This window comes from Natrinema hispanicum, from assembly GCF_004217335.1.
GTDB classification, from domain to species: Archaea; Halobacteriota; Halobacteria; order Halobacteriales; family Natrialbaceae; genus Natrinema; species Natrinema hispanicum.
Window position 1 is genome coordinate 141,558 of sequence record NZ_SHMP01000009.1, and the last position, 21,435, is coordinate 162,992.

The 21,435-nt window shown below is 56.6% G+C and carries 16 protein-coding genes; 11 read left to right on the forward strand and 5 right to left on the reverse strand.

Annotated features, from left to right (window positions below):
- Nucleotides 1-187 precede the first annotated feature (187 nt).
- The gene (locus tag BDK88_RS19680) at nt 188-1,186 is read right to left on the reverse strand and encodes a transposase (protein WP_130501843.1); all 999 of its coding nucleotides are present in this window, start codon (nt 1,184-1,186) and stop codon (nt 188-190) included.
- Nucleotides 1,187-1,270: 84 nt separating this feature from the next.
- Here BDK88_RS19680 and BDK88_RS19685 point away from each other — a divergent pair, with 84 nt between their 5' ends.
- The gene (locus BDK88_RS19685; RefSeq protein ID WP_130501844.1) at nt 1,271-2,440 is read left to right on the forward strand and encodes an NAD(P)/FAD-dependent oxidoreductase; all 1,170 of its coding nucleotides are present in this window, start codon (nt 1,271-1,273) and stop codon (nt 2,438-2,440) included.
- Between the two features lie 320 nt (nt 2,441-2,760).
- Here the strand turns inward: BDK88_RS19685 and BDK88_RS19690 are convergent, their stop codons facing one another.
- A complete protein-coding gene (locus tag BDK88_RS19690) occupies nt 2,761-4,218 on the reverse strand; it encodes an aldehyde dehydrogenase family protein (protein WP_130501845.1) in 1,458 nt (485 codons plus the stop codon).
- A 299-nt stretch (nt 4,219-4,517) separates the two neighbouring features.
- Nucleotides 4,518-5,072, reverse strand: a complete 555-nt coding sequence (locus tag BDK88_RS19695) for a gamma carbonic anhydrase family protein (RefSeq protein ID WP_130501846.1) — start codon at nt 5,070-5,072, stop codon at nt 4,518-4,520.
- Nucleotides 5,073-5,335: 263 nt separating this feature from the next.
- Here BDK88_RS19695 and BDK88_RS19700 point away from each other — a divergent pair, with 263 nt between their 5' ends.
- From BDK88_RS19700 to BDK88_RS19725, 6 genes are all read left to right on the forward strand, one after another.
- The gene (locus BDK88_RS19700) at nt 5,336-6,508 is read left to right on the forward strand and encodes an ISH3 family transposase (protein ID WP_130501847.1); all 1,173 of its coding nucleotides are present in this window, start codon (nt 5,336-5,338) and stop codon (nt 6,506-6,508) included.
- A 366-nt stretch (nt 6,509-6,874) separates the two neighbouring features.
- Complete coding sequence (locus BDK88_RS19705; RefSeq protein ID WP_130501848.1) at nt 6,875-7,639, forward strand: IclR family transcriptional regulator; 765 nt, start codon at nt 6,875-6,877, stop codon at nt 7,637-7,639.
- Nucleotides 7,640-8,259: 620 nt separating this feature from the next.
- The gene (locus BDK88_RS19710; RefSeq protein WP_130501849.1) at nt 8,260-9,378 is read left to right on the forward strand and encodes an amidohydrolase family protein; all 1,119 of its coding nucleotides are present in this window, start codon (nt 8,260-8,262) and stop codon (nt 9,376-9,378) included.
- A gap of 5 nt (nt 9,379-9,383) precedes the next feature.
- A complete protein-coding gene (locus BDK88_RS19715; protein ID WP_130501850.1) occupies nt 9,384-9,770 on the forward strand; it encodes a Rieske (2Fe-2S) protein in 387 nt (128 codons plus the stop codon).
- A 124-nt stretch (nt 9,771-9,894) separates the two neighbouring features.
- Nucleotides 9,895-10,311, forward strand: coding sequence for a hypothetical protein (locus tag BDK88_RS19720; protein WP_130501851.1), 417 nt, complete (start codon nt 9,895-9,897; stop codon nt 10,309-10,311).
- Nucleotides 10,312-10,473: 162 nt separating this feature from the next.
- Nucleotides 10,474-13,353, forward strand: a complete 2,880-nt coding sequence (locus BDK88_RS19725; protein WP_130501852.1) for an FAD-binding and (Fe-S)-binding domain-containing protein — start codon at nt 10,474-10,476, stop codon at nt 13,351-13,353.
- A 168-nt stretch (nt 13,354-13,521) separates the two neighbouring features.
- Here BDK88_RS19725 and BDK88_RS19730 read toward each other — a convergent pair whose 3' ends face one another.
- Nucleotides 13,522-14,298, reverse strand: coding sequence for an IclR family transcriptional regulator (locus BDK88_RS19730; protein ID WP_130501853.1), 777 nt, complete (start codon nt 14,296-14,298; stop codon nt 13,522-13,524).
- Nucleotides 14,299-14,990: 692 nt separating this feature from the next.
- Here BDK88_RS19730 and BDK88_RS19735 point away from each other — a divergent pair.
- The 3 genes from BDK88_RS19735 to BDK88_RS19745 all read left to right on the forward strand — a co-directional run bounded on the left by BDK88_RS19735 (nt 14,991) and on the right by BDK88_RS19745 (nt 17,228).
- Complete coding sequence (locus tag BDK88_RS19735; protein ID WP_130501854.1) at nt 14,991-15,782, forward strand: electron transfer flavoprotein subunit beta/FixA family protein; 792 nt, start codon at nt 14,991-14,993, stop codon at nt 15,780-15,782.
- Nucleotides 15,779-16,732 carry an electron transfer flavoprotein subunit alpha/FixB family protein gene (locus BDK88_RS19740; protein WP_130501855.1) on the forward strand — a complete coding sequence of 318 codons (954 nt, stop codon included), beginning with the start codon at nt 15,779-15,781 and terminating at the stop codon, nt 16,730-16,732. The genes BDK88_RS19735 and BDK88_RS19740 overlap by 4 nt, the downstream gene beginning before the upstream one ends.
- Nucleotides 16,733-16,880: 148 nt before the next feature.
- Nucleotides 16,881-17,228 (forward strand): cupin domain-containing protein, encoded by a 348-nt coding sequence (locus BDK88_RS19745; protein WP_130501856.1) that lies wholly within the window; start codon nt 16,881-16,883, stop codon nt 17,226-17,228.
- 465 nt (nt 17,229-17,693) lie between these two features.
- On the opposite strand, the gene BDK88_RS19750 is transcribed toward BDK88_RS19745, so the two are convergent.
- Nucleotides 17,694-19,073: an aspartate aminotransferase family protein gene (locus tag BDK88_RS19750; protein WP_130501857.1), complete on the reverse strand. Its 1,380-nt coding sequence runs from the start codon at nt 19,071-19,073 to the stop codon at nt 17,694-17,696.
- 446 nt (nt 19,074-19,519) lie between these two features.
- Between BDK88_RS19750 and BDK88_RS19755 the strand changes: the two genes are divergently transcribed.
- Nucleotides 19,520-20,923: an APC family permease gene (locus tag BDK88_RS19755; RefSeq protein WP_130501858.1), complete on the forward strand. Its 1,404-nt coding sequence runs from the start codon at nt 19,520-19,522 to the stop codon at nt 20,921-20,923.
- The last annotated feature ends 512 nt before the right edge of the window (nt 20,924-21,435 follow it).

Consider the following 21,435-nt stretch of genomic DNA (forward strand, 5'->3'; position numbering starts at 1 on the left):
TACCCTATACCTTCACGAGCAGTCGGAATGAATACGAGTGAATTGCTATCGGAGTAGACGTACCACGAGCGTGTGCCTCGGCAGCGGGCTGTCGCCTTCTCTTCGACAATCATCATGCCTCACAGAACTTCGGTCAGGAAGCACCGATCTATTCATTCCAATACCTGAGCGTGTCATAGAATCCAACTCATAGCTTGAGCTTCTCACGTCCTGGATCGTGTCCTCGCTCGTAGTTGGTGATTGCAATGACGATCCGAAGACACAGCGCAACAAACACTTCTGTTCGTGCGTGGACGCGGCCTCGGGCGCGGACGTGCCCGAGGCCGCAGTCCTTGACTGCATCGTTGGTTCGTTCGACTCCTGTCCGGTTGTTGTACGTCTCTTCCAAGATGGATTGTTTCAGCTGAACGTCCTCGCTGTGTTTCTCGATCCGGTCTTCGACTCTGTACTCGATGTCTTTCGGGTCGTCAGTGTTTCGCGGGTTGTATGGAGCGATTGGCACGACTCCTGCGGCCAGCAGGTAGTCGTGCCAATCGAGGATGTCGTAGGCGCTGTCTCCAAGCATCCAGATCGGTGTGTCGACGGCGAGCGCGTCACGTGTGACGCGCATCGCCGTCTCTTGGTCTGCTTGTTTGGCCGGTGTGAACTCCGCTACTATCGGGATCTTTGCGCCGGTTGAAACGATCGTACAGCCGAAGCCGTAGTAGTACTCCTCGGCGGTTGGATCGTAGTTCCATGAGGCAGCGTCGTTGTACTGGATCGCCTCGATGTGCGTCGAATCGATGGAGTACGTCGAGTCGAGCAGGCCGCGGGCAGCGGCCTGCTCGACAAGTCTCTCGAAGATATCGTCGATGACGTGTTCGAGGTCGGTAAGAAACCGGTCAATCGTGTCTCTGGACGGTGGTTTGTCGAGTCCACAGTAGTACCAGACGAGGCCGTGCTGGAGTTCTCGTGTAACTGGGCGTGTGCCGTAGGTGTCCTTGTAGTAGCAGTGCAGAAAGCCGCGAAAGAGGTCTGGTGGCTGGTGAACTCGTGTTCGCCCCCGCTTCGAGGGGGCGAACACGTCGTATTCCAGCAGAAACTCGAACTCAAGGTGCTCGAACAGCGGTACTGTCTCGGTAGCCGCGACATTCAAGAAGTCGTCTACCGAAGCTATGTCTTGCAGGGTTGCGCTTGTGTTGGACACACTTCGCGCACCCTGCTGCTTCGCACGTGACGCTTTCTATGACACGCTCATACCTTTGTATCCTCGTACTCCTAAAGCCTGAATATGGCAGTGAATGTCATCGTACTTGGTGCCGGATACGCTAGTACCGGCGCGATCACTAAACTTCAGTCAGAACTGAGCGACAATGCACAGCTTACGTGGATCGCTGATGTCGACTACCACCTCGTTTTGCATGAGTCTCACCGTGTGATTCGAGATCCGTCAGTCCGGTCGGACATCACGTTCCCTGTCGATGAGATCGCGGACCCGTCGACCCGGTTCATTCAGGACAAGGTCGTTGGACTCAATGTCGAGGATCAGGTTGTCGAACTCGAAGCAAGCGACGACGTCGAATACGACTACGTCCTCGTTGCACTCGGCAGCCAGACCGCCTACTACGGCATCCCCGGTCTCGAGGAACACTCTCTGACGCTCAAAAGCCTCGATGACGCCCTCGAGATCCACGAAACTGTCAACGAAGCAAGCCAGGCCGCGTCCCGCAGCGAGCCTGCACAGGTCGTCATCGGCGGTGCCGGCCTCTCTGGCATCCAGACCGCGGGTGAAATCGCCGAGCTCCGCGACCAACACCACGCACCCATCGAGGTCCATCTGGTCGAAGCCCTCGAGGAAATCTTCCCGGGTAACGATCCGGAGTGTCAGCAGGCTCTGCGCGATCGACTCGAAGACGCTGGCGTCCAGATCCACACAGACGACCCGATTACCAAAGCTACCGACGAGCATATCGAGTTCGAGAAGGGTGACCCCCTCGGTCACGACGTCCTCATCTGGACCGGTGGAATCACCGGTCGCGACACGCTTGCAGATGCCGACCTCGGGAAAGAACACAACCGCGTCAACGCGGGTGCGAACTTCCAGACCTCCGATGACCGAGTCTTCGCTATCGGGGACTCGGCGATCATCGATCAGGGTGACCAGCCTGCCCCACCGACGGCACAGGCCGCCTGGCAGGCTGCGGAGGTCGCTGGCGAGAACATTGCTCGTGCGATCGAGAACCGACCGCTCCAGACCTGGGAACACGAGGACAAAGGGACCGTCATCTCCGTCGGGGAAGAAGCTGTCGCCCACAAGGTCAAGCCGGCCTTCGGCGTCTCCCTCCCCGTCGATACCTTCAGCGGCGTGCCAGCACAGATGCTCAAAAAACTGATCGCCGCCCGCTGGATTGCGGATATCACATCCTGGAACGAAGCCCGCAAGTCCTGGTCCTCGCTGTGAACCGCCTCGGGATCGAGCCGCGAGGCACTTGCCTTGCTCATCTGTAGACGGTACTGATGATCGTTCTCGGCCCGTCAGTTATTAACTATATTCTGTCAACCACCAGGGGTGAAGAGCTGGTCGAAAGTTTACTCGTGCACGGGTCCATCGTCGTTCAAGACGCATGCCCATCGCCGTGTCGGAATCTCCCGGCCCCACGACATGAGCATCTGCTTCCTTGCGTGTATCACGCCAATCGTATCCGCCTCTTGATTTGGGAGAGTTAGTGATGGTATCCGTTCACGGGGAAGGGCTTCTCGGTATCTGGAGAACCAACTCCTTCAGCGGTGGTCGATATTCGCACAGATGTTCTTGACTTGCGTGTAGTTGTCGATGGCCTGTACGCCGTTATCGCGGCCGATTCCACTCTGTTTGAAGCCGCCGAACGGCGTCTCATTGCCGCCCGCAAAGAATTCGTTGATGTAGATCTGGCCAGCGTCAACCTCGCGGGCGAAGCGGTGGGCGCGACCGGCATTCTCGGTATAGATCCCCGCGACCAGGCCGTAGTCAGTCGCATTGGCGAGTTCGATGGCCTCTTCTTCATCAGCGAACGTTGAGACGGTGAGAACAGGTCCGAAAATCTCCTCTTGGGCGATACGCATGTCGTGGGTCACCGAATCAAAGATTGTCGGTTCGACGAAGTACCCGTCACGGTCGAGTCTACCCCCTCCAATGACGGGGTCGCCAGCTTCTTGACGGCCAATATCGATGTACTCGAGCACCTCTTCGAGATGATCGCTCGAAGTTAGCGGCCCCATGTCGTCGTCGTCGATGCCCGGGCCAACGTCCAGAGCGGTCGCGCGGTCGGCGAGATCTGCAAGGAACTCGTCGTGGATCTCTTCGTGGACGAGCAACCGGGATCCAGCAGAACAGACCTGTCCGGCGTTGCTGAAGATTCCCGTCATCACCCCCTCGAGCGCTGCTTCCCAGTCAGCATCAGGGAAAACAACGTTCGGGCTCTTCCCACCCAGTTCGAGGACCACCTCTGAGACATTCTCGATGGCACTCTTCCCGACTCTGACCCCAGTCGCGTCTGATCCAGTAAAAGTGACATTGTTCACTTCTGGATGGCCGGTGAGAGCGGCGCCTGCCTCGCTACCGTGACCAGAGACGACATTCAAGAGACCGTCAGGCAATCCGACATCGGTCGCAAGCTGGGCGAGTTCGAGGGCGCCAAGCGGCGTTTCCCTGGCTGGTTTAACGACGGCCGCGTTCCCAGCGGCGAGTGCGGGTGCAACGCTCCGAGCGAACAGGTAGATCGGAACGTTCCACGGAACGATATGGGCGGTAACTCCGAGTGGTTCGCGAACGGTGTAATCGACGTACGTCTCGGAGAGTGGAATGCTCTCGCCCTGGATCTTATCCGCGATACCAGCATAGTACTCGAAATGGCGAGCTGCACGTTCGACCTGACCACGCGCTTCTGTCAGTGGTTTCCCGTTTTCCAGCGTCTCGATCTGCGCAAGTCGTTTCTTCTCATTGCGGATTGCAGCTGCAATATCCGTGAGAATGCGTCCACGTTCGGCCGGCGTCTGACGATTCCACGTCTCGAACGCGTCACGAGCGACGCGGACCGCCTCGTCAACGTCGTTTTCGGTACCTATCGCAACGGTGGCAAGTTCACCTTCCGTCGCAGGATTGAGAACCGATAGTTGCTCGTCTGTCTCGGCTGGCTGTTCTTCTCCGTCGATCCACAGGCCATACTGGTTGCTAACTGCAGCAAGTGCTTCTCTGGACATCAGCACACGAATAGTCGAATCCATCATGCAAATAACTTGGTGAACTTGCAAGCGCCTCGGACGACCTCTCAAAGGCGAGAATATCTGGCGACTTGCGATAGGTTTGGACATCTGCTGTAAGCAGTTCGAAGGTGAGAACCCAGACCGATTGCAATCGCTATTATCTGGCGTTCTCGATGTTATCGAGCGTGTCGGGATAACTCCGATCCTCGCCAGTGTATGTCGCTTCGACGCCTCGGAGGACGATCTTCTCGGACTATGATATTGAATCGGCTCCCAGGATTTCGTGAGTCGGTGTCTTACGCAGCAACTATCGATGTCCTATCTGTTCTTGAGAACACTCCGTTCCTTGAGCCTACTCCAACCCGGCCTTCCTTATACGTCTCGGCGTGCTCCACGTACAGTTCCTGCACCCGAACGAGCTCCTCGAGATGGGAGTCCTTGATCGGCCGCGTCTCAGCCGGGGCGCCGTACGCGAGGTGGCCTTCCGGAATCGTCTGCCCCTCGGTCACCAGACTACCCGCGGCGACGAGACAGTTTGATTCGATGACGGCGTCTCTCTGGACGGTACTGGACATCCCAATGAGCGAATCATCTTCGACGGTTGCGTAGTCGATGACAACATTGTGCCCGATTGTCACTCTGTCGCCAATGGTTGCGCCGTGCAACATCGAGAACTCCTGAACGTTGGTTTCACTACCGACGACGGTCGGTCCACCGTCGCCACGAAGGCAGACAAATGGCCAAAGGCTCGATTGCTCGCCCACGGTGACGTCTCCTACTGCGTATGCCAGTTCCGAAACGAACGCCGAGTCCGCGATCTCTGGGATTGAGCCCAGTACTGATCGTTCCATGCGACACCCGTATGCCGGGGCGTGATTTAGTGATACCGGAGTTTAGATCTTCTGCGAAGCGCTCGACTGTTCAACTGAGCATCCTCGATATGCTCTGGTGGCCTCGGAGTGGGTACCGTCGATTCCCGAGAGACGAATACCGATCCGAGACGGATATTTACAGATATGGTATCGTGCGTTGCCCACTATCGGTACTTCCCGACTGGTGTGAGAACTGGAGCTAAATCGTTGGTCTCATGAGGAAGATGTCTGGTTGAGTGAATGTGTTCAATATACCTCAGCCAGACGGTGTTCTTTCGGATTCGGACGTGAAAGATTTAGCGGAAGACGTCATCTGTCAGCTCCCATTGCCGGGGATCGAGGGCTCGCCCCTCGATCCCGGCGATATCTGGGCTGTTGTCATTCTTGCAGCAGTTAATCAGACATCCATCTGGGAGACGTGCAAGGAAAACGACAACGCTCCCTGTGATGACACTGTCATGGACTGGTTCCATACGCTCGACCGAGAATGGCTTGAGCGTATTGCTAACCGCCTTCTCATGGGGTTGGCAATGACGATCCTCGACCCTGACCGGTCGAGGATCGTCTCCATTGACTTCGTCGATAACCCCTATCACGGAACGTACGCTGATGAAGAAGGTGAACTCTGCCGTATGCACGCGAAAGACGGAACAACGACGTGTCACCGGTACTGTACCGCGTATCTCGTCTCGAACGGGAAGCCGGTGACGTTGGCCATGACGTACGTCCGGAGCGATGAGAAGGAAGCCGACGCGGTCGAGCGCGTTCTCGACCGCGTCGAGGCCTATCCCTTCGAGATAGACCTTCTCTTGGCTGATCGTGGCTTCTACAACGAACGTATCCTGCGTCGTTCGCGGGAGATTGCTGCGACTGTCGTACCCGTCCAAAAGAAGGGCAAGCGCATGAAGAAGAAGCTGGATACGCACTGCTCGTACATGACGACCTATCGGATGTACAAAGGCCGCGAGCGGGAACTGGAATTCCCGCTCGCGGTCGCTGTCTCCTATCACGCCGGAGATCGCGGGAAAAGCGGCGAAGTCGTTCGAGGCTATGTGGCGTGCGATCTGGCCGATCGCACGCCGAAACAAGTCGAACGACTCTATCGGAAACGGTCAGCGATCGAAACGAGCTACCGTGTATTTCGCCAAGCACGAGTGGTAACGACGACACAAGACCCAATCATCCGCTTCGCGTTCGTCCTAGTTGGATTCCTGTTGGAGAACCTCTGGCTTGTGCTTCGATGGGCGGTCGTCGCCCGCCCCCAGCGGGGCGGGCGCGACCTGCCCGAGGAATTCACGTTCAAGACCTTCTCTGACTGGATCAGACATGCATTAGAGGAAGAGCTAGAGCGGAGTTGGGAGATCGAGATGAACGGAACAGGTGTGCCAGAAGCATACGCGCCGGCCGCGGGCTGACGCCAGCCCGCGGCCTTGGGCAAGCACCTGGTGAGCAACAGCATTCGCCTAGAACAGCGTATCTCAGCCTTCTTACTTCACTTCTCCTCATGCGTGGATTCTACTTCCTGTTCACTCAGTTACCACACCGGCATTCACTCCGTTCGTCCATGACTCAGCACAGTTCACGAAGCGACGTTCGGGAAGTACCGACTATTGGTTCGCCACTTGAGGCAGTACAGAATCGGATTATCCAGTATTGGAACCCAATCTCGAGGAAAAGGTCCAGTGAAACCGTATGAGCCATGATCATCTAAAAATTTCATGCAAAATTCTCGGATTTTCTCGAACGAAGAATTTTATACGTAGTGTTCGTATAGTAATGCCATGGGTGACAAAACCGGGCGAAAGCTACAGACAACAGCTACTTCGCTTGAGGTCATAGAGGCGCTTCAAGAACGTGACGGCGGGCGAGTCACGGAAGTAGCCGATGCGCTTGAGCTGGCTCCAAGTACGGTCCATTCACATCTGACAACGCTACTGGCGAATGGTTACGCCGTCAAAGAGGGCGACGAGTACCATCTCAGTCTTCGATTTCTCGAACACGGAGAGTACGTTCGCAATAGGAAAAACGCCTACAGAACTGCAAAGTCATATACGAAGCAACTCGCCGAAGAAACCGACTGCAGAGTTGTGTTTACGATCGAAGAAAACGGACGCGGGGTCTATATGTACACGTCCTCCGGAAAACACGCGGTCTGGACGTATTCGACCATCGGCAAGCGATTCTACTTGCACCAAACTGCCGCCGGAAAGGCCATTCTATCGGAGTTTTCTCGAGCGTCTGTCGAGGAAATAATTGACCAATGGGGGCTTCCTTCGGCGACGGAGAACACGATAACCGACACCGAAACGCTTCTTGATCAACTCGAGACGGTTCGCGAGAGGGGAATCTCGTTCAACTACGAGGAACAACTCGAAGGTATCAAAGCCATCGGTATTCCCGTAAACGGATCCGACGGCCGTGTCATCGGGGCGTTCAGCGTCGCCAGTCCAGCCAAACGGCTCACCGACGAACAGTTTGAAGAGGACATTCCGGACATCTTGTCCGGTGTCGCCAACGAATTCGAACTCGAGTTATCTCTTTCATGAATTTTGAAAGTCGTCGATGTACACCGTGAAGATGTAAATCGAATTTATAAGTTACATCTGTACGTCTGTAAAACAGTCTAACCTGCGTCAGTGCGAATTCTATTTTGGCATCGTCGAAATGCTTGTAGTACGAGGAATTATAATGAGTGTTGCAGTTGTACCTGACTTGGGAATGGAATAGCCACCCTGAGATGAACTCCATCATTGTATTTCGACAGGGTCGAAATAAGGGTGGGGTGAAATAACGCTCTATCCAGCATCTGTCTGGATCATAAATTGGGTCAGTAACTGCTGAGGATACCAGAATACGCGCCACAAGTACCTCATCAACCGGGTAAACAGAGCTACTGACGATCCATGTCGGCGATCGTCCGCTATGATTACATTCGTATGTCTGTAAAACACCAAACCTGTGTCAAGGAGGATTCTATTTCGCTATTGTCGAAATAGCCGTAGTGTCTGGGATCACAAGGAATGTCGAAGTTATACTGTCAGCTGTAACTGAGCCTATGATCCGTTACGGCTGGTCCAGTAACCTGTCACAGGATCATTGATGGTGCCAGTCGAACAACTATGGAAAATGGTAATGTTTATCAGGGGCTGTTGAAAATAGGCAAGTGATGAGTTCGCAATCAACAGAACCAGCTGCTGTTCGGTCACTAGATGATTTAGACGTCATCGTCGACACTGACTTTCACCTTACAGAGCGACAGGAAGACATATTTCCGTATCTCGAGGATCCGTTCTACAGCCTGCTAAACAGCCAGAGTGACGGTGACGACTACGGCTATCTGGGACGGGTGTACCCGTCACACGGAATGTTGTACTCGGTGACGGTCGGGAAGGCCGACTCACCGACGGTGCGGACATCGGAAGACATCCAGAAGGGCAAAGACCTCATCGGGTGGGATAAAGCAATTGCCACCCCAACCCAGAATCTCTATCTCGGTGCCGTCCACCACGACGACCTTGCGGCTGCACTTGCGAAGGCGTACAACAGGTGGCTGCTCGACAATATTATCGACACGGATAACGGTGTCTACGGTGCCGCTCTCGTCGCACCACAGAAACCGCTCAAGGCTGCCGAAGAGGTCGACGACCTCGCCGACGAGCCGGGTATCGCCGCCGTGATGATCCCGAGCGGATCGGTCGATCCGACTCTGGGCAACGAGATCTACTATCCACTCTACGAGGCGTGTGAGCGTGCTGGACTGCCTATCAAGATGCACAACGCAGCTGGGACGATGATGACCCGGTTCCCAACGCAGTGGCGGTCGCTGAATCGGGCACTCCCCGTTCACGCCACCTCGCATAATATGATGCATCAGGTGAACCTGGCAGACATGCTGACGCAGGGCGTTCCCGTTCGCTTCCCTGACCTCGACTTTGTTGTCCAGGAGTCCGGTCTCGGCTGGTATCCGTACTTCATGCGTCGGTTCGATCACGACTATATGGGTGCGAAGTTCGACGCACCAATGCTGGAGAAGAAGCCAAGCGAATATCTCCGTGATCAGTTCTACCTGACCAGCCAACCCGTCGAAGGTGCAGACGACCCAGAGTACCTCAATCAGATCATCCGCCTCTTCGAAGGCGAGAACAGTTTGATGTTCTCGTCGGACTACCCCCACTTCGACTTCGACTACACTGACGCGCTGATGAAGATCATGCGCTCGGAGTTCAACGGTGACGAGATCAAGAACATCTACGGCGAGACCGCAGACCAACTCTACCAATTCTAACGAACATGGCAACAAACACAGACCCACAGAACGCCGACGCTGATAACCTACACCACGTCACAGCGGCCGACGACATCGAAGACGGAGAACGAGTCGTCGTCGACATCAAAGGCCGTGAGATTGCCGTCTTCTACTCGAACGACGAGTATCACGCACTCTCGAACTACTGTACACACCAGGGCGGACCAGCCTGTGAGGGGCTCCTGTCCGGAACGATCGACGTTGACGAGGACGACGAGCTGGTCTGGGCGTGTGATGACGAAATCGTCTCCTGTCCGTGGCACGGCTGGGAGTTCGATATCACGTCCGGAGAACACCTCGCAAGCGACGAGTACCGCCTTCCGTCCTACGACGTACACGTTATCGACGGCGACCTCTACGTCGAGTTCTGATGGCCATCGCACCCGACGATGGTGATTGCGGCCAGCGCCGGGTGTGGCCAGTTACCGACGTTTTCATGCGGGAGACGTCCCAAGACGCCTGTAACGGATTTTGTCAGTACAACACACGCAACTCATGACGAATACACGAGACGATCACGAGTCCAACGCTGTGGAACAACACTGTGACCTCGAAACGGAAGCGCCGTACGAGGAAACCGCCGTCGAACAGCTTCCAGTCTGGTGGTCTGACGCTGTCGAAGAGTTCCAGGAGCACGACCTGCCTGCCTATCGGCCGCCGCGGTTCGCCGATGATGTCATCACCCCTCCAGTTGTCGACCGGTTACAATCGGAGTACAACGCCGAGATTCGCTTCATGGGCGTTGGTGTCGAATACCGCGATTCTTGGGGTGTCTACGTCGATGACGAACAGATATTCACCGTCGACCGTGAGCGCGAACCCGCAGGATACACCCGTTATCAGGTGACAAGCGATGCGTTCGAACAAAACGTTCGAAACCACTTTGCAGACACAGGAGATGAAACTACGTGAGTCCGCTACATCCGAATCGTAACCGGCCAGAGAACAGTATCGTGCCCTCGAGTCGTCCGACCCGCACGAACGACCGGATGGGAGACAGTCCAGTCGCGGTCGAGTGCGAACCGAAGACCAGAGAGCAAACGAATGCCCACCATCGCCTGATCTGTACTGATCATGAGTACTGACACCCCCCAAACCGCGTCGCCGTCGCTCAGAGAACTGCTCGACGGCGAGATTGACTTCGGCGAGACCACACGCACCCTCTACTCGACGGATGCAAGTATCTATCAGCAACGACCTGCGGGTGTCGCCTTCCCGCGAAATAGCGAGGACGTCCGGCGAGTTGTCGACTTCGCCCGTCGACAGGGGACGAGCGTCACAGCACGCGGTGCAGGCTCGAGTCTGACCGGCAATGCCATCGGTGAAGGGATCGTTCTGGACTGTTCACGGCACATGGACAAGTTCGTCGATGTCGATCCCGACGCGAAGACTGTGACCGTCCAGCCGGGTGTCGTTCTCGACGAGTTGAACGACTTCCTCGAGAAAGACGGTCTTTACCTCGCCCCCGATCCGTCGACTTCGAGTACGTGTACCATCGGCGGCATGATCGCCAACAACGCCGCAGGTCCGCATTCGGTCAAACACGGTACAACCCGAGAGTACGTTCAGCGACTCGAGTGTGTGCTTGCAGACGGGTCTCTCGTTGAGTTTCACCGGCGGGACGGCGGGGAACTCGAGGCGGTCTGTGAACACGACGACCGGGTCGGGGAGGTCCATCGCGTGGTCCGCAGGCTTGCACGTGAACACGCCGACGAAATCGAGACGCAGTATCCGGACGTCGATCGAAACTCCAGCGGGTACGATCTCGAAACGAGCGTTGCGCGGGACGGTTCGTGGGTCGACCTCTCGCGGCTCGTCTCCGGGAGCGAGGGGACGCTTGCGATCATCACCGAGGCGACACTACAACTGACCGATCGTCCCGAGACGCGTGCCGTCTCGCTCGTCTTCTACGACGATCTGATCGCCGCTGCCGACGCTGTGACCGCCGTTCTCGAGACGGACCCGAGTGCAGTCGAACTCATCGACGACGCCGTCCTCGGCTACGCTCGAGACGCCTGGGGGTTCGATATCGTGCCCGAGAATGCTGAAGCCGCACTTCTACTGGAAATCGAGACCACCCATGCAGACCAGCGCGACGACCTCGAGACGGTCGTATCGGCTGCTCGGACGAACGGGACGATCGACATCGAACGTGCGTTCGGTGGGGAGGAGATGGCCGATCTCTGGAAGGTGCGAAAAGCTTCTAACCCGCTTTTGAACCGACAGCCCGGTGACGAACAGGCGCTGTCGTTCATCGAAGATGCGGCGGTCCCACCCGCCCGTCTCCCGACGTATCTCGAGCGCGTGGGTGATGTTCTCCGAGAGCACGACCTTCAAGCGAGCGTCTTCGGTCACGCTGGACAGGGGGTGCTCCACATCAAACCGTTCCTGAATCTGAAGACGGAACATGACCGTGAGCGACTCCGATCCGTTTCGGAGGCCGTTCACGAGATTGTCCTCGAGGTCGGCGGCTCCGTCTCCGGGGAACACGGTGACGGACGGCTTCGTTCCGAGCATCTCCCAGAGATGTACGGTGACGAACTCTACAGTGCGTTCTGTGAGATCAAACGCGCCTTCGATCCTGACGATGTGTTCAATCCGGCGAAGGTCGTCCCTGCTTCGGACGGCGACCTCGCAAAAGTCGACGAAAACCTGCGGTATGAAGGATACGACCCGGAGACCGTCGATACGGCGCTCGATTTCAGTGCAGAAGAGGGATTCGGATCGCTCGTCGAGCAGTGCAATGGCTGCTCGAAGTGTCGCACGTCGGACGGCGGCGTTATGTGTCCAACCTTCCGTGGAACGGACGACGAGATTGCCAGCACACGAGGGCGGGCGAACATGCTCAGAGCAGCAATAAACGGTGATCTCGACGAGGAGACGCTCACGAGTGATCACTTCCAAGAGGAAGTGCTCGATCTGTGTATCTCCTGTAAAGCCTGCGAGACGGAGTGTCCAACCGGCGTCGACATGGCCAAACTGAAAACGGAGGCAAAACACCAACAGCACCGGACAAGCGGCGTTCCGCTTCGCGCACGCCTGTTCGGGAACGTCCGCACGCTCAACCGCCTCGGGTCCACGTTTTCGCCGATCGCAAACCGGCTCAAGGAGTTCGGCCCCGGCCGTCGCATCGCCGAGGCTGTACTGGGAATCGATCGACGACGGACGCTGCCGGATTTCGCAGCCGAGCCCTTCCCCGACTGGTTCGTCAGTCATGAACCACATCTGAACGCCGGCGAGAACGGAACGGTCGCGCTCTTTCCGGACTGCTATATGGGATACAACCACCCAGCAGTCGGTAAAGCGGCCGTTCACCTTCTCGAGTCGCTTGGATACGCTGTCGAGGTGCCCGACGTGGCCTGTTGTGGGCGAGCGCCGCTCTCACAGGGACTTGTGGAAAAAGCCCGCGGCTATGCACGACAGAACGTCGAGGTACTTGCCGAGTACGTCGAGCGAGACGTGCCGATCATCGGCGTCGAACCATCCTGTGTGAGCGCGTTCAAAGAGTACGACGACCTGCTTGAGGACACCGTGAACATCCCTGAGACAACGGAAACGGTGCCCGCGTTCCTCGCCGATCGCATCCGCGCCGGCGAGATCGAACTCCCTGACAGCGGTGAGGCCACCGTCGCCTTCCACGGACACTGCCACTCGAAGGCCAAAGGCTGGGATAGTACCCCGGTCGAACTGCTCCGTGAAGCTGGCTACGACGTCCAGCCGCTGGACACGACCTGCTGTGGAATGGCCGGCGCGTTTGGCTATGAGACCGAACACTACGACCTCTCGATGGCGATCGGCGACGACCTCGAGTCGAAAATCGATGCCGCTGAGGCGGATCTCATCGTCACGACTGGTGCCTCCTGTAGCCAGCAGCTTGCAGACAGGGACATCGATACACACCATCCCCTCGAGGTGCTGGCAGCGTTACTCGAGCGGTCCAACAGAAACGATTAAGGCCTTCCATTCAGCGAAGAAACTGATACCAGTATTGACTCAATCGCAGATCGTTCGCCTCATCGATTCGTTGGCAGCATTCTACCGTGAGTGGATGGGCGACCTATCTGTGTGGGTGTCCTGGGTGCGTCTCGATCAAATGGGGCCGCTCCGTTCAAGAAGCCGGATTCAGTTATCAGTATAGGCTAATTTGAGCTCGATTTCGTTGACCGCTCCAAGTAGTAAGTTGGGTATCTCAGATCTGAAATACTCTCCAGTCAATCGTTTGGCCGGGCCAGCGACCGACACTGCTCCATAGACCTCCTCGTTGAGAATGATCGGAGCGCCCACAGCCCGAATGCTCTCATGAGACTCACAATTATTAAATGCGACTCCGCGATCTCGAATTTCCTCGAACTCGGACTTGAGTTCCTCGCGAGTCGTGATCGTCTCTGCTGTTACACCATCAAGACCAGTCTGACTAATGATTTCGTCGACCTGGTTCTCTGGCATGTGCGCTAGAATCGCCTTCCCAGCTGAAAGAGTGTGTATCTGTTTATGCTTCCCCACCCAGGAGTTCGTTGGGACGCCACGATCTCCGGTAAGGCGACCGATGTAGACCGCCTGATTGTCCTCTTCGACAACCAGATTGACTGCCTCGTCGGTTTCGCTGACGAGCTGTTCGAGAACCGGCTTGGAAGCATCAAGAAGTTCTCGGTAGTGATACTTCGCTTGTATCCCGTGGTCGAGAAGTCTCAGACCTAGTCGGTAACCATCTGGCTCTTTCACTACATAACCGAGTTCCTCGAGTGTTGTGAGGTGGCTGAACGCGGTACTATTGGCGATTCCAACCGTGTCAGCAAGTTCAACGAGACGGATGTGCCCCGCTTCGTGAATCGTTTTTATAATATCGAAGGCGGTTTCCGTGGCCTTGATTCCCTGTCGTTCCCCGGGTTCGTTTGTCATTGATACGTATTTCAGCGGGCTCGAATCATGTAGTCCTTACTATCGCCATTTTCAACACCTATACCGACAGAACAAATCTCTGGCTTGTGGCTGAAACCATCAAACATGGACTTCAGCAAAATATTTAATACGATAAATAAAAACAAAACATCGAGAAAATGCGAAGAGATCTGGTCATTTATCCATTCGTGCCTCTTTTACACACCCTGTTTCGCCACTGCCGAAACAGTCTTGTTGGAAAACTCCATGATATGGAACAGATATTAGTAGGTGGGTATGAATTTTCTGCTGATTCTGCAAGTATTAGAGTGAATATCGACACGGGACCACCGTGGTGTACCTATCTGTCATTCAGCAGAGCCAGATGACAGAGGTTTCTTTTTCCCATTGTCGAAATCCAGTCTCCTTCCATTCGTGCAATCTGATCAGGACGTCTCGGATAGCGTGACCATGTTGGTGAAAGGCTCAAAGCTGCGTTCTCAACGAACGAGACGACGGACGAGCGCATTCCTTAACGGATTAACACAGACATTGAGATCTAGTTACGCAAAGCGATTGAGTCAATCAAATCTCATATAAAATATAATAATGTATGGGAAATTGGTAGATATACTACCAGCGTCCTACTGTCAATGCTGTTTTCTTCTCCGGATACGGAACATATATCCACCTGTAAAATCAAAGACCAAACGATGAAAGTTCTCGCTACGGTCAAAGAAGTGGCGACCGTCGAAGACGAGTTCGAAATCGAGGGAACCGAAATCGCAGGCCAGTACCTCGGTGCCGACTTGAACGAGTGGGACGACTACGCGATCGAAGAGGCCGTCCAACTCCAAGAAGACGGGATTGCCGACGAAGTCGTCGCGGTCACCATCGGTCCGGAAGACTGTGAACAGACCATCCGGCAGGCACTCGCGAAGGGTGCCGACCGCGCCGTCCGCGTCTGGGACGACGCCTTAGCGGACGTCGACCTGCTCGACGTCAACGCCAAAACGGAGATCCTGAGCGCCGTCATCGAAGCTGAAGAACCCGACCTCGTGCTGACAGGCGTTCAGGCCGGCGACGACAGCTTCGGCGCGACCGGCGTCTCGGTCGCCGAAGAGATCGGCTTCCAGTGGGGTGCCGTCGTCAACCACCTCGAGCACGATCTCGAGGACGGCGTCGCTTCTGTCCGCCGCGAACTCGAGGGCGGCGTCGAGGAGTTGACCGACATCGAACTGCCAGCGGTGCTGACGATCCAGACGGGGATCAACGAGCCACGGTATGCGAGCCTGCGCGGCATCCGGCAGGCCCAGCGCAAGGAACTCGACGTCCAGACGCTCGCCGATATCGGTGTCGACGAGAGCGCGATCGAAACCGAACTCGAGCTAACCGACATGTACGAGCCCGAAAGCGAAAGCGACGCGACCGTCTGGGAAGGCAGTGCCGACGAGAAGGCCGGGGAGCTCGGTGAGCTGCTCCGTGACAAGGGGGTGGCACAATGAGCGACGTCCTCGCAGTCGCGGACCACCGTCGCGGTGACCTCCGCGACGTCAGTTACGAGATCATCACCGCCGGCCGCGAACTCGCCGACGAAACCGGCGGCGACCTCCACCTCGTGGTCATCAGCGGCACCGTCGACGACTTCGCAGACAAACTCAACCGCGACGGCGTCGACGCCATTCACATCGTCGACCACGGCGAAGAGTTCAACCACGACGTCTATGCACAAGCTGTCACGCAGCTTTACAACGAGCTCGCGCCGCAGTACGTCCTGACACCCAACAGCGTCAACGGACTCGATTACGCGCCCGCCGTCGCGAACGAGCTCGACCTGCCGGTCGTCACTGACACCGTCGATCTCGAGGCCGACGGCGAGACGCTCGTCGCCACCCGCGAGATGTACGGCGGCAAGGTCGAGACGACCACCGAACTTGAGGGCGACGCCGTCGTGACGATCCGCGGTGCCGAGTGGCCCGCCGCCGAGGGCACCGGCAACGCCGCGATCGAGGCCTTCGACGCTAACATCGATGAGGAGACAGTCGGCTCGACCGTCACCGGCTTCGAGGAGGTCGGCGGCGGCGACGTCGACATCAGCGAGGCTGACCTGCTGGTCTCGGTCGGTCGTGGGATCGAAGAAGAGGAGAACCTCGAAATGATCCGCGACCTGGCCGACGCGTTGGACGCGACGCTGTCGTCCTCACGCCCGATCGTGGACAACGGCTGGCTACCCAAGAACCGCCAAGTCGGTCAGTCCGGGAAGGTTGTCACGCCCGACGTCTACATCGCGATCGGTATCTCCGGCGCCGTTCAGCACGTCGCCGGCATGAAAGGCTCCGATACGATCGTCGCGATCAACACCGACCCCAACGCGCCGATCATGGACATCGCCGACTACGCGATCGTCGACGACCTCTTCGACGTCGTCCCCGAACTCATCGACGAGTTCAAATAAGGGGATTGATGACTGGGTGAGCAATTCTTAAACCCTTATCGGCAATTCGGTTGAAGTCGAGGATATCGGCGCGTTCCTCTCGTTACCGGGTTTTGGCTACGTTAGCAGCATTGTTATTACGATCGACAAAGGATCAGTAGGTGGATCTATGAAACCAGTTGACTTTGATGGCGCGGAAACATACGAGCCCGATGAAGGTTGGCAGCGCGTTGCGATGGCCGGCAGCAACGCGTTCACGTTCGAGTGGTTCGAGAAACCACCGGGACACAGCTCACCGATGCACGATCACGAAAACGAACAGGTTTGTATCTGTCTCGAAGGGACACTCACCGTAACAACTGAAGACGACAAAGTGACCCTCGAGAAATATGACTCCGTCTGGCTGGATGCGTGGGAGAGCCACCGTGTCGAAAACACGGGCGACGTTCGAGCCGTCGGCCTCGACGTGTTCGCACCTGGACGGTCGTTCGACTTCTGGACCGATCGAGAAGAGTGACATCTACGCACGTGTGAGAATATTCCGTTAAGGGAATATCACGTGTAATATTCATCGGTATTCTTGAAGGAAAGAGCTTATCGGTGAAGGGTGAGTTCAGGACTATTGGAATGTCACTCACTTTCAGTTGAGGTCGTCAGCCATATCGCTGAATAGTGCTATGACATTCCATACCGTTCCTGCATAACGGACAGCCTCGTCCTTCTTTGGCCGTCCACGGGTATTCAGCTCTACGCTGTTTTCGAAATTGCAATTCTATACTCACAATAGCTGGATAAATTTGATTATTATATCTTATTTTTATAAAATGAGTGTGGTGGAGTTATTGACCTCTGGATCGATATTGTAGAGCAAACGTACTATCTTGGTTACTGTCGGCCGCAGCGCGGTGGCAGCTATCATAGCCATTGACGGTCACTGGACACCCGATCGCACGACGGTTGTGCGATCGGTGCGTCAATCGGTTCAGTTGTTACTAGAGGGCGCGTGCCGTTCGATGGCGTCGCAGATGATGTCCATTCCTGCGGTGGCCTGTTCCTGTGTGAGCACGAGCGGTGGAATCAGTCGGAGCACGTTGCCATGTCGGCCAGCAGACCACACGAGGACGCCACGTTTGTAACAGTCTTCCTGTATGTCTTTGACGAGTTCCTTGCCGGTCTGGTCTTCGCTGTCTGCGAACTCAGCGCCGATGAACAGGCCGCGACCGCGCACGTCGACAAGACGTTCGTTCACGCCGGCAGACTCGCGAAGTCGGTCGCGGATGTAGCTGCCGACCTCGCGGGCGTGGGCGAGCAGGTCGTTGTCACGGATGTACTCGATGGCGCGGACGCCGCCGACCATTGCCGGGGCGTTGCCGCGGTAGGTACCGACGTGACCGCCGGCCTCCCAGGTGTCTAGGTCCTCGTGGTACATCGTTCCAGACAGCGGGAGTCCGATGCCGCCGATCGCCTTAGCCATTGGCATGGCGTCCGGTGTGACATCGTAGTGGTCGCTGGCGAACCACTCGCCAGTGCGGCCGAACCCGGTCTGGATCTCGTCGACAATCAGTGGGATATCGTTGTTCTCGGCGATCTCTTTCAGACCTGGCAGGAAGCCCTCCGGCGGGGTGACGATACCGCCTTCGCCTTGGATCGGCTCGACCCAGATGCCTGCGGGGTTCGCAAACCCACTATAGGGGTCTTCAAGGAGTTCCCTGACGTTAGCCAGTGCTCGGTCGCTAGCTTCCTGGGGATCTAGCCCCTGCTCGTGTGCGAAGGGATATGGCACATGGTGGACGTTCGGGAGCATCGGCGCATAATCTTCCTTGTACTTCTTGCCTGCTGTGAGGCTGAGTGCGCCGGCGCTGCCGCCGTGATACGCACCGCGGAACGCGATGAGGCCGTCACCGCCAGTGTTGTACTTGGCTAGCTTGATGGTCCCCTCGATGGCGTCACTGCCGGTTGGACCGCCGAAGATGACGCGATTGTTGTCAGGGAGCGCGCCCGGTGCGATATCGTTCAGTGCCTCGATGAGGTCCAGCCGTGCCTCGGTCGGGAAGTCGATAGTGTGTGCAACCTTTTCGGTCTGTTCCTGAACTGCCTCCATCACGTATGGGTTCGAATGGCCGACGTTCAGGACGCCGATACCGGCGAAGAAATCGAGGAACGTATTTCCGTCGACGTCGCGGATCGTCGCGCCTTTCGCTTCCTCGATCGCGATGGGGACGACCTTTGGATACGCGACTGCACTGCTGTCGATGTGTCGCTGCCGCTCGAGGAGTTTTTTCGACTCCGGCCCTGGAATTGACGTCTCGATTTCCGGCTCCTGTGTGAAGTGGAGGTCGTCGAACGTCTGTTCTATAGCCATGGTGGAACGTAGTTCTACTGTGTACTAAAAGTTTGCATTGGGTCCGATATATCTATTATCTCCCCACATTATGTTTCACTAGGTGGTCTAGCCGGTTCGAGTCGAGCGTCTCACTAACTGCTGATCCCGATTTTGATGGGTGACAAACTCGTCGTCCGTGTCTCGATAGGTCGACCCCGTTCCAGTTTCGCTTCTGCGTCCGCCAGAGCCGTATGCGTTCGGTCATAGCTCGGTACGGTAATCAGTTTGACTCCCTCGTGACGTATTATATAGCACTGTAAACCCCCCTCTTTTTCTACTGTTCATTGTTTACCATTCCCTTCGTTTTCGACACCGTTGTTGAATTACTTGTACTTCGCACGTGGAACTATTTGGACTGAATCCTAGAATTGGGCTACATTTTCGAACTCAGTAAGATATAAGTAGATGTGCCTAAATGGATGAGTATGGCTAACACAGAGCCAGATGGAAAATTCTCGCGCGTCCTTACGAGGCGCGACGTGTTCGTATTAGCATTTGGTGCAATGGTCGGCTGGGGCTGGATCATTCAGTCAGGGTACTGGATCAACGAGGGGGGAGTTACGGGATCAATCCTGGCATTCGTCCTTGGGTCGTTCATGGTCGCCGTCGTCGGACTCATCTACGGTGAACTCGCGTCATCGATGCCGTTCGTCGGTGGCGAACACGTTTACAGCATGCGTGCGCTGGGGCCCATCGGATCGTTCATATGTACCTGGTCGCTGATCCTCGGATACGTCGGCGTCGTCGTCTTCGAGGTTGTCGCGTTCCCGTCGGCGCTCGCGTACGTCGTGCCTGGTTTCAACGCGATTCCACTCTGGTCGATCGCCGGCCAGACCGTCTACGGGACGTGGGTCCTCGTCGGCGGCGTCGGTGCGATCGTCATGACGTACTTGAACTACAAGGGAGTCCAGCCAGCAGCACAGTTCCAGACGATCCTGACACTGGTCATCGGGCTCGCGGGCCTCACGCTGGCCATCGGTGCGGTGGCTAACGGTCACTCGACATCGACGCCGCCCTTTGCCGACTCGGGGATGGCCGGTGTGCTCACCGTCGCGATCATGACGCCGTTCATGTTCGTCGGGTTCGACGTTATTCCCCAAGCCGCCGGGGAAGCCGACGTCTCCGAACGGACGCTCGGTCTGCTGATTGTCGCCTCCGTGTCGGTTGCCGCGCTGTTTTACATCCTCGTCATCTGGGCGTCCGGGCGAGCGCTGGCGGGTTCGGTGCTCGTCGAGAGCCCCCTTCCCGCAGCCGCCGCGATGGAGGCACTGTTCAGTAGCGCCACCATCGGGAAGATCATGGCACTGGCAGGCATCGCCGGGATCCTCACCAGCTGGAACTCGTTCCTGCTCGGTGGAAGCCGCGCCATCTACGCGCTGGCCGAATCCGGTATGCTGCCGGAGACGCTCGCGACGGTTAATCCCGAAACCAACACTCCCTCGCGGGCACTTGCACTCATCGGCGGCCTGTCGGCGCTTTCGCCGCTGTTCGGAAAGCAGATGCTCATCTGGATCGTCAACGCTGGCGGGTTCGGTATCGTCATCGCGTGGGTGATGGTCGTCATCTCCTTCCTCGTGTTGCGCGTCCGCGAACCCGAAATGAACCGGCCTCTGAAGATTCCGGGCGGGAAAGCGGTTGGTGTCCTCGGTCTCGGACTGACACTCGGGTTCACCGCAATGTACTTACCGGGAGCTCCCTCTGCGCTTCAGTGGCCCTTCGAGTGGGGGATCATCCTTCTGTGGGTCGTCCTCGGCATCGGTCTGGTTTCACAGTCGCACCTCTCGAGCGGGGCATCACAAGTTGAAAGCCACGGGTTTGACGGTGACTGATAGGGATCAGCGTGGATATTCGGAGGTTCTCACGAGAAAAACAGCCTACTGAAAAACTGCACGACGAGAAAAACTATGAACTAGTCTGCTGATCCCTATGAATACCTACCGTCGTTCGCCTCTGACGTCAATTACTGACGTTACATCACTGTCCCCTTGATGCTAGAGTTCGCTCTTGGGAGAGGACTGGTGATTCATCGCGGTAGCTGTGCGTCACAGCGAGTGTAGGTGGCGCGGATGCATCACCGGATAATCGATGATCCACCTCAAGACGTTTGCCCCGGAGCGCCGCGAACCTGCAGGTAGTGAGTCAGCAGGTGTCCCTCACCGTCCTATACCGGGGGCTCCAGACCGACAACTACTGAACGAGTACGAGACAGTTGATTGAATATACGTCGATGGCTCTCAGAGCATCGACGCGTTTCTAGAGATGAGCTCCCGTCGAAGCCTCAAGTGTTCCAGCTACGTCGCCGCGTCTATCGAAAACCGGTGAAAGGAAGCACTCAAACCCG

Excerpts from the sequence above, each read along its gene's own strand:
- BDK88_RS19730 (WP_130501853.1), bottom strand. The coding sequence starts at position 14,298 with ATGACAAACGAACCCGGGGAACGACAGGGAATCAAGGCCACGGAAACC.
- BDK88_RS19745 (WP_130501856.1), top strand. The coding sequence starts at position 16,881 with ATGAAACCAGTTGACTTTGATGGCGCGGAAACATACGAGCCCGATGAA.
- BDK88_RS19705 (WP_130501848.1), top strand. The coding sequence starts at position 6,875 with ATGGGTGACAAAACCGGGCGAAAGCTACAGACAACAGCTACTTCGCTT.
- BDK88_RS19725 (WP_130501852.1), top strand. The coding sequence starts at position 10,474 with ATGAGTACTGACACCCCCCAAACCGCGTCGCCGTCGCTCAGAGAACTG.
- BDK88_RS19740 (WP_130501855.1), top strand. The coding sequence starts at position 15,779 with ATGAGCGACGTCCTCGCAGTCGCGGACCACCGTCGCGGTGACCTCCGC.
- BDK88_RS19685 (WP_130501844.1), top strand. The coding sequence starts at position 1,271 with ATGGCAGTGAATGTCATCGTACTTGGTGCCGGATACGCTAGTACCGGC.
- BDK88_RS19755 (WP_130501858.1), top strand. The coding sequence starts at position 19,520 with ATGGCTAACACAGAGCCAGATGGAAAATTCTCGCGCGTCCTTACGAGG.
- BDK88_RS19720 (WP_130501851.1), top strand. The coding sequence starts at position 9,895 with ATGACGAATACACGAGACGATCACGAGTCCAACGCTGTGGAACAACAC.
- BDK88_RS19750 (WP_130501857.1), bottom strand. The coding sequence starts at position 19,073 with ATGGCTATAGAACAGACGTTCGACGACCTCCACTTCACACAGGAGCCG.
- BDK88_RS19715 (WP_130501850.1), top strand. The coding sequence starts at position 9,384 with ATGGCAACAAACACAGACCCACAGAACGCCGACGCTGATAACCTACAC.
- BDK88_RS19710 (WP_130501849.1), top strand. The coding sequence starts at position 8,260 with ATGAGTTCGCAATCAACAGAACCAGCTGCTGTTCGGTCACTAGATGAT.
- BDK88_RS19695 (WP_130501846.1), bottom strand. The coding sequence starts at position 5,072 with ATGGAACGATCAGTACTGGGCTCAATCCCAGAGATCGCGGACTCGGCG.
- BDK88_RS19690 (WP_130501845.1), bottom strand. The coding sequence starts at position 4,218 with ATGTCCAGAGAAGCACTTGCTGCAGTTAGCAACCAGTATGGCCTGTGG.
- BDK88_RS19735 (WP_130501854.1), top strand. The coding sequence starts at position 14,991 with ATGAAAGTTCTCGCTACGGTCAAAGAAGTGGCGACCGTCGAAGACGAG.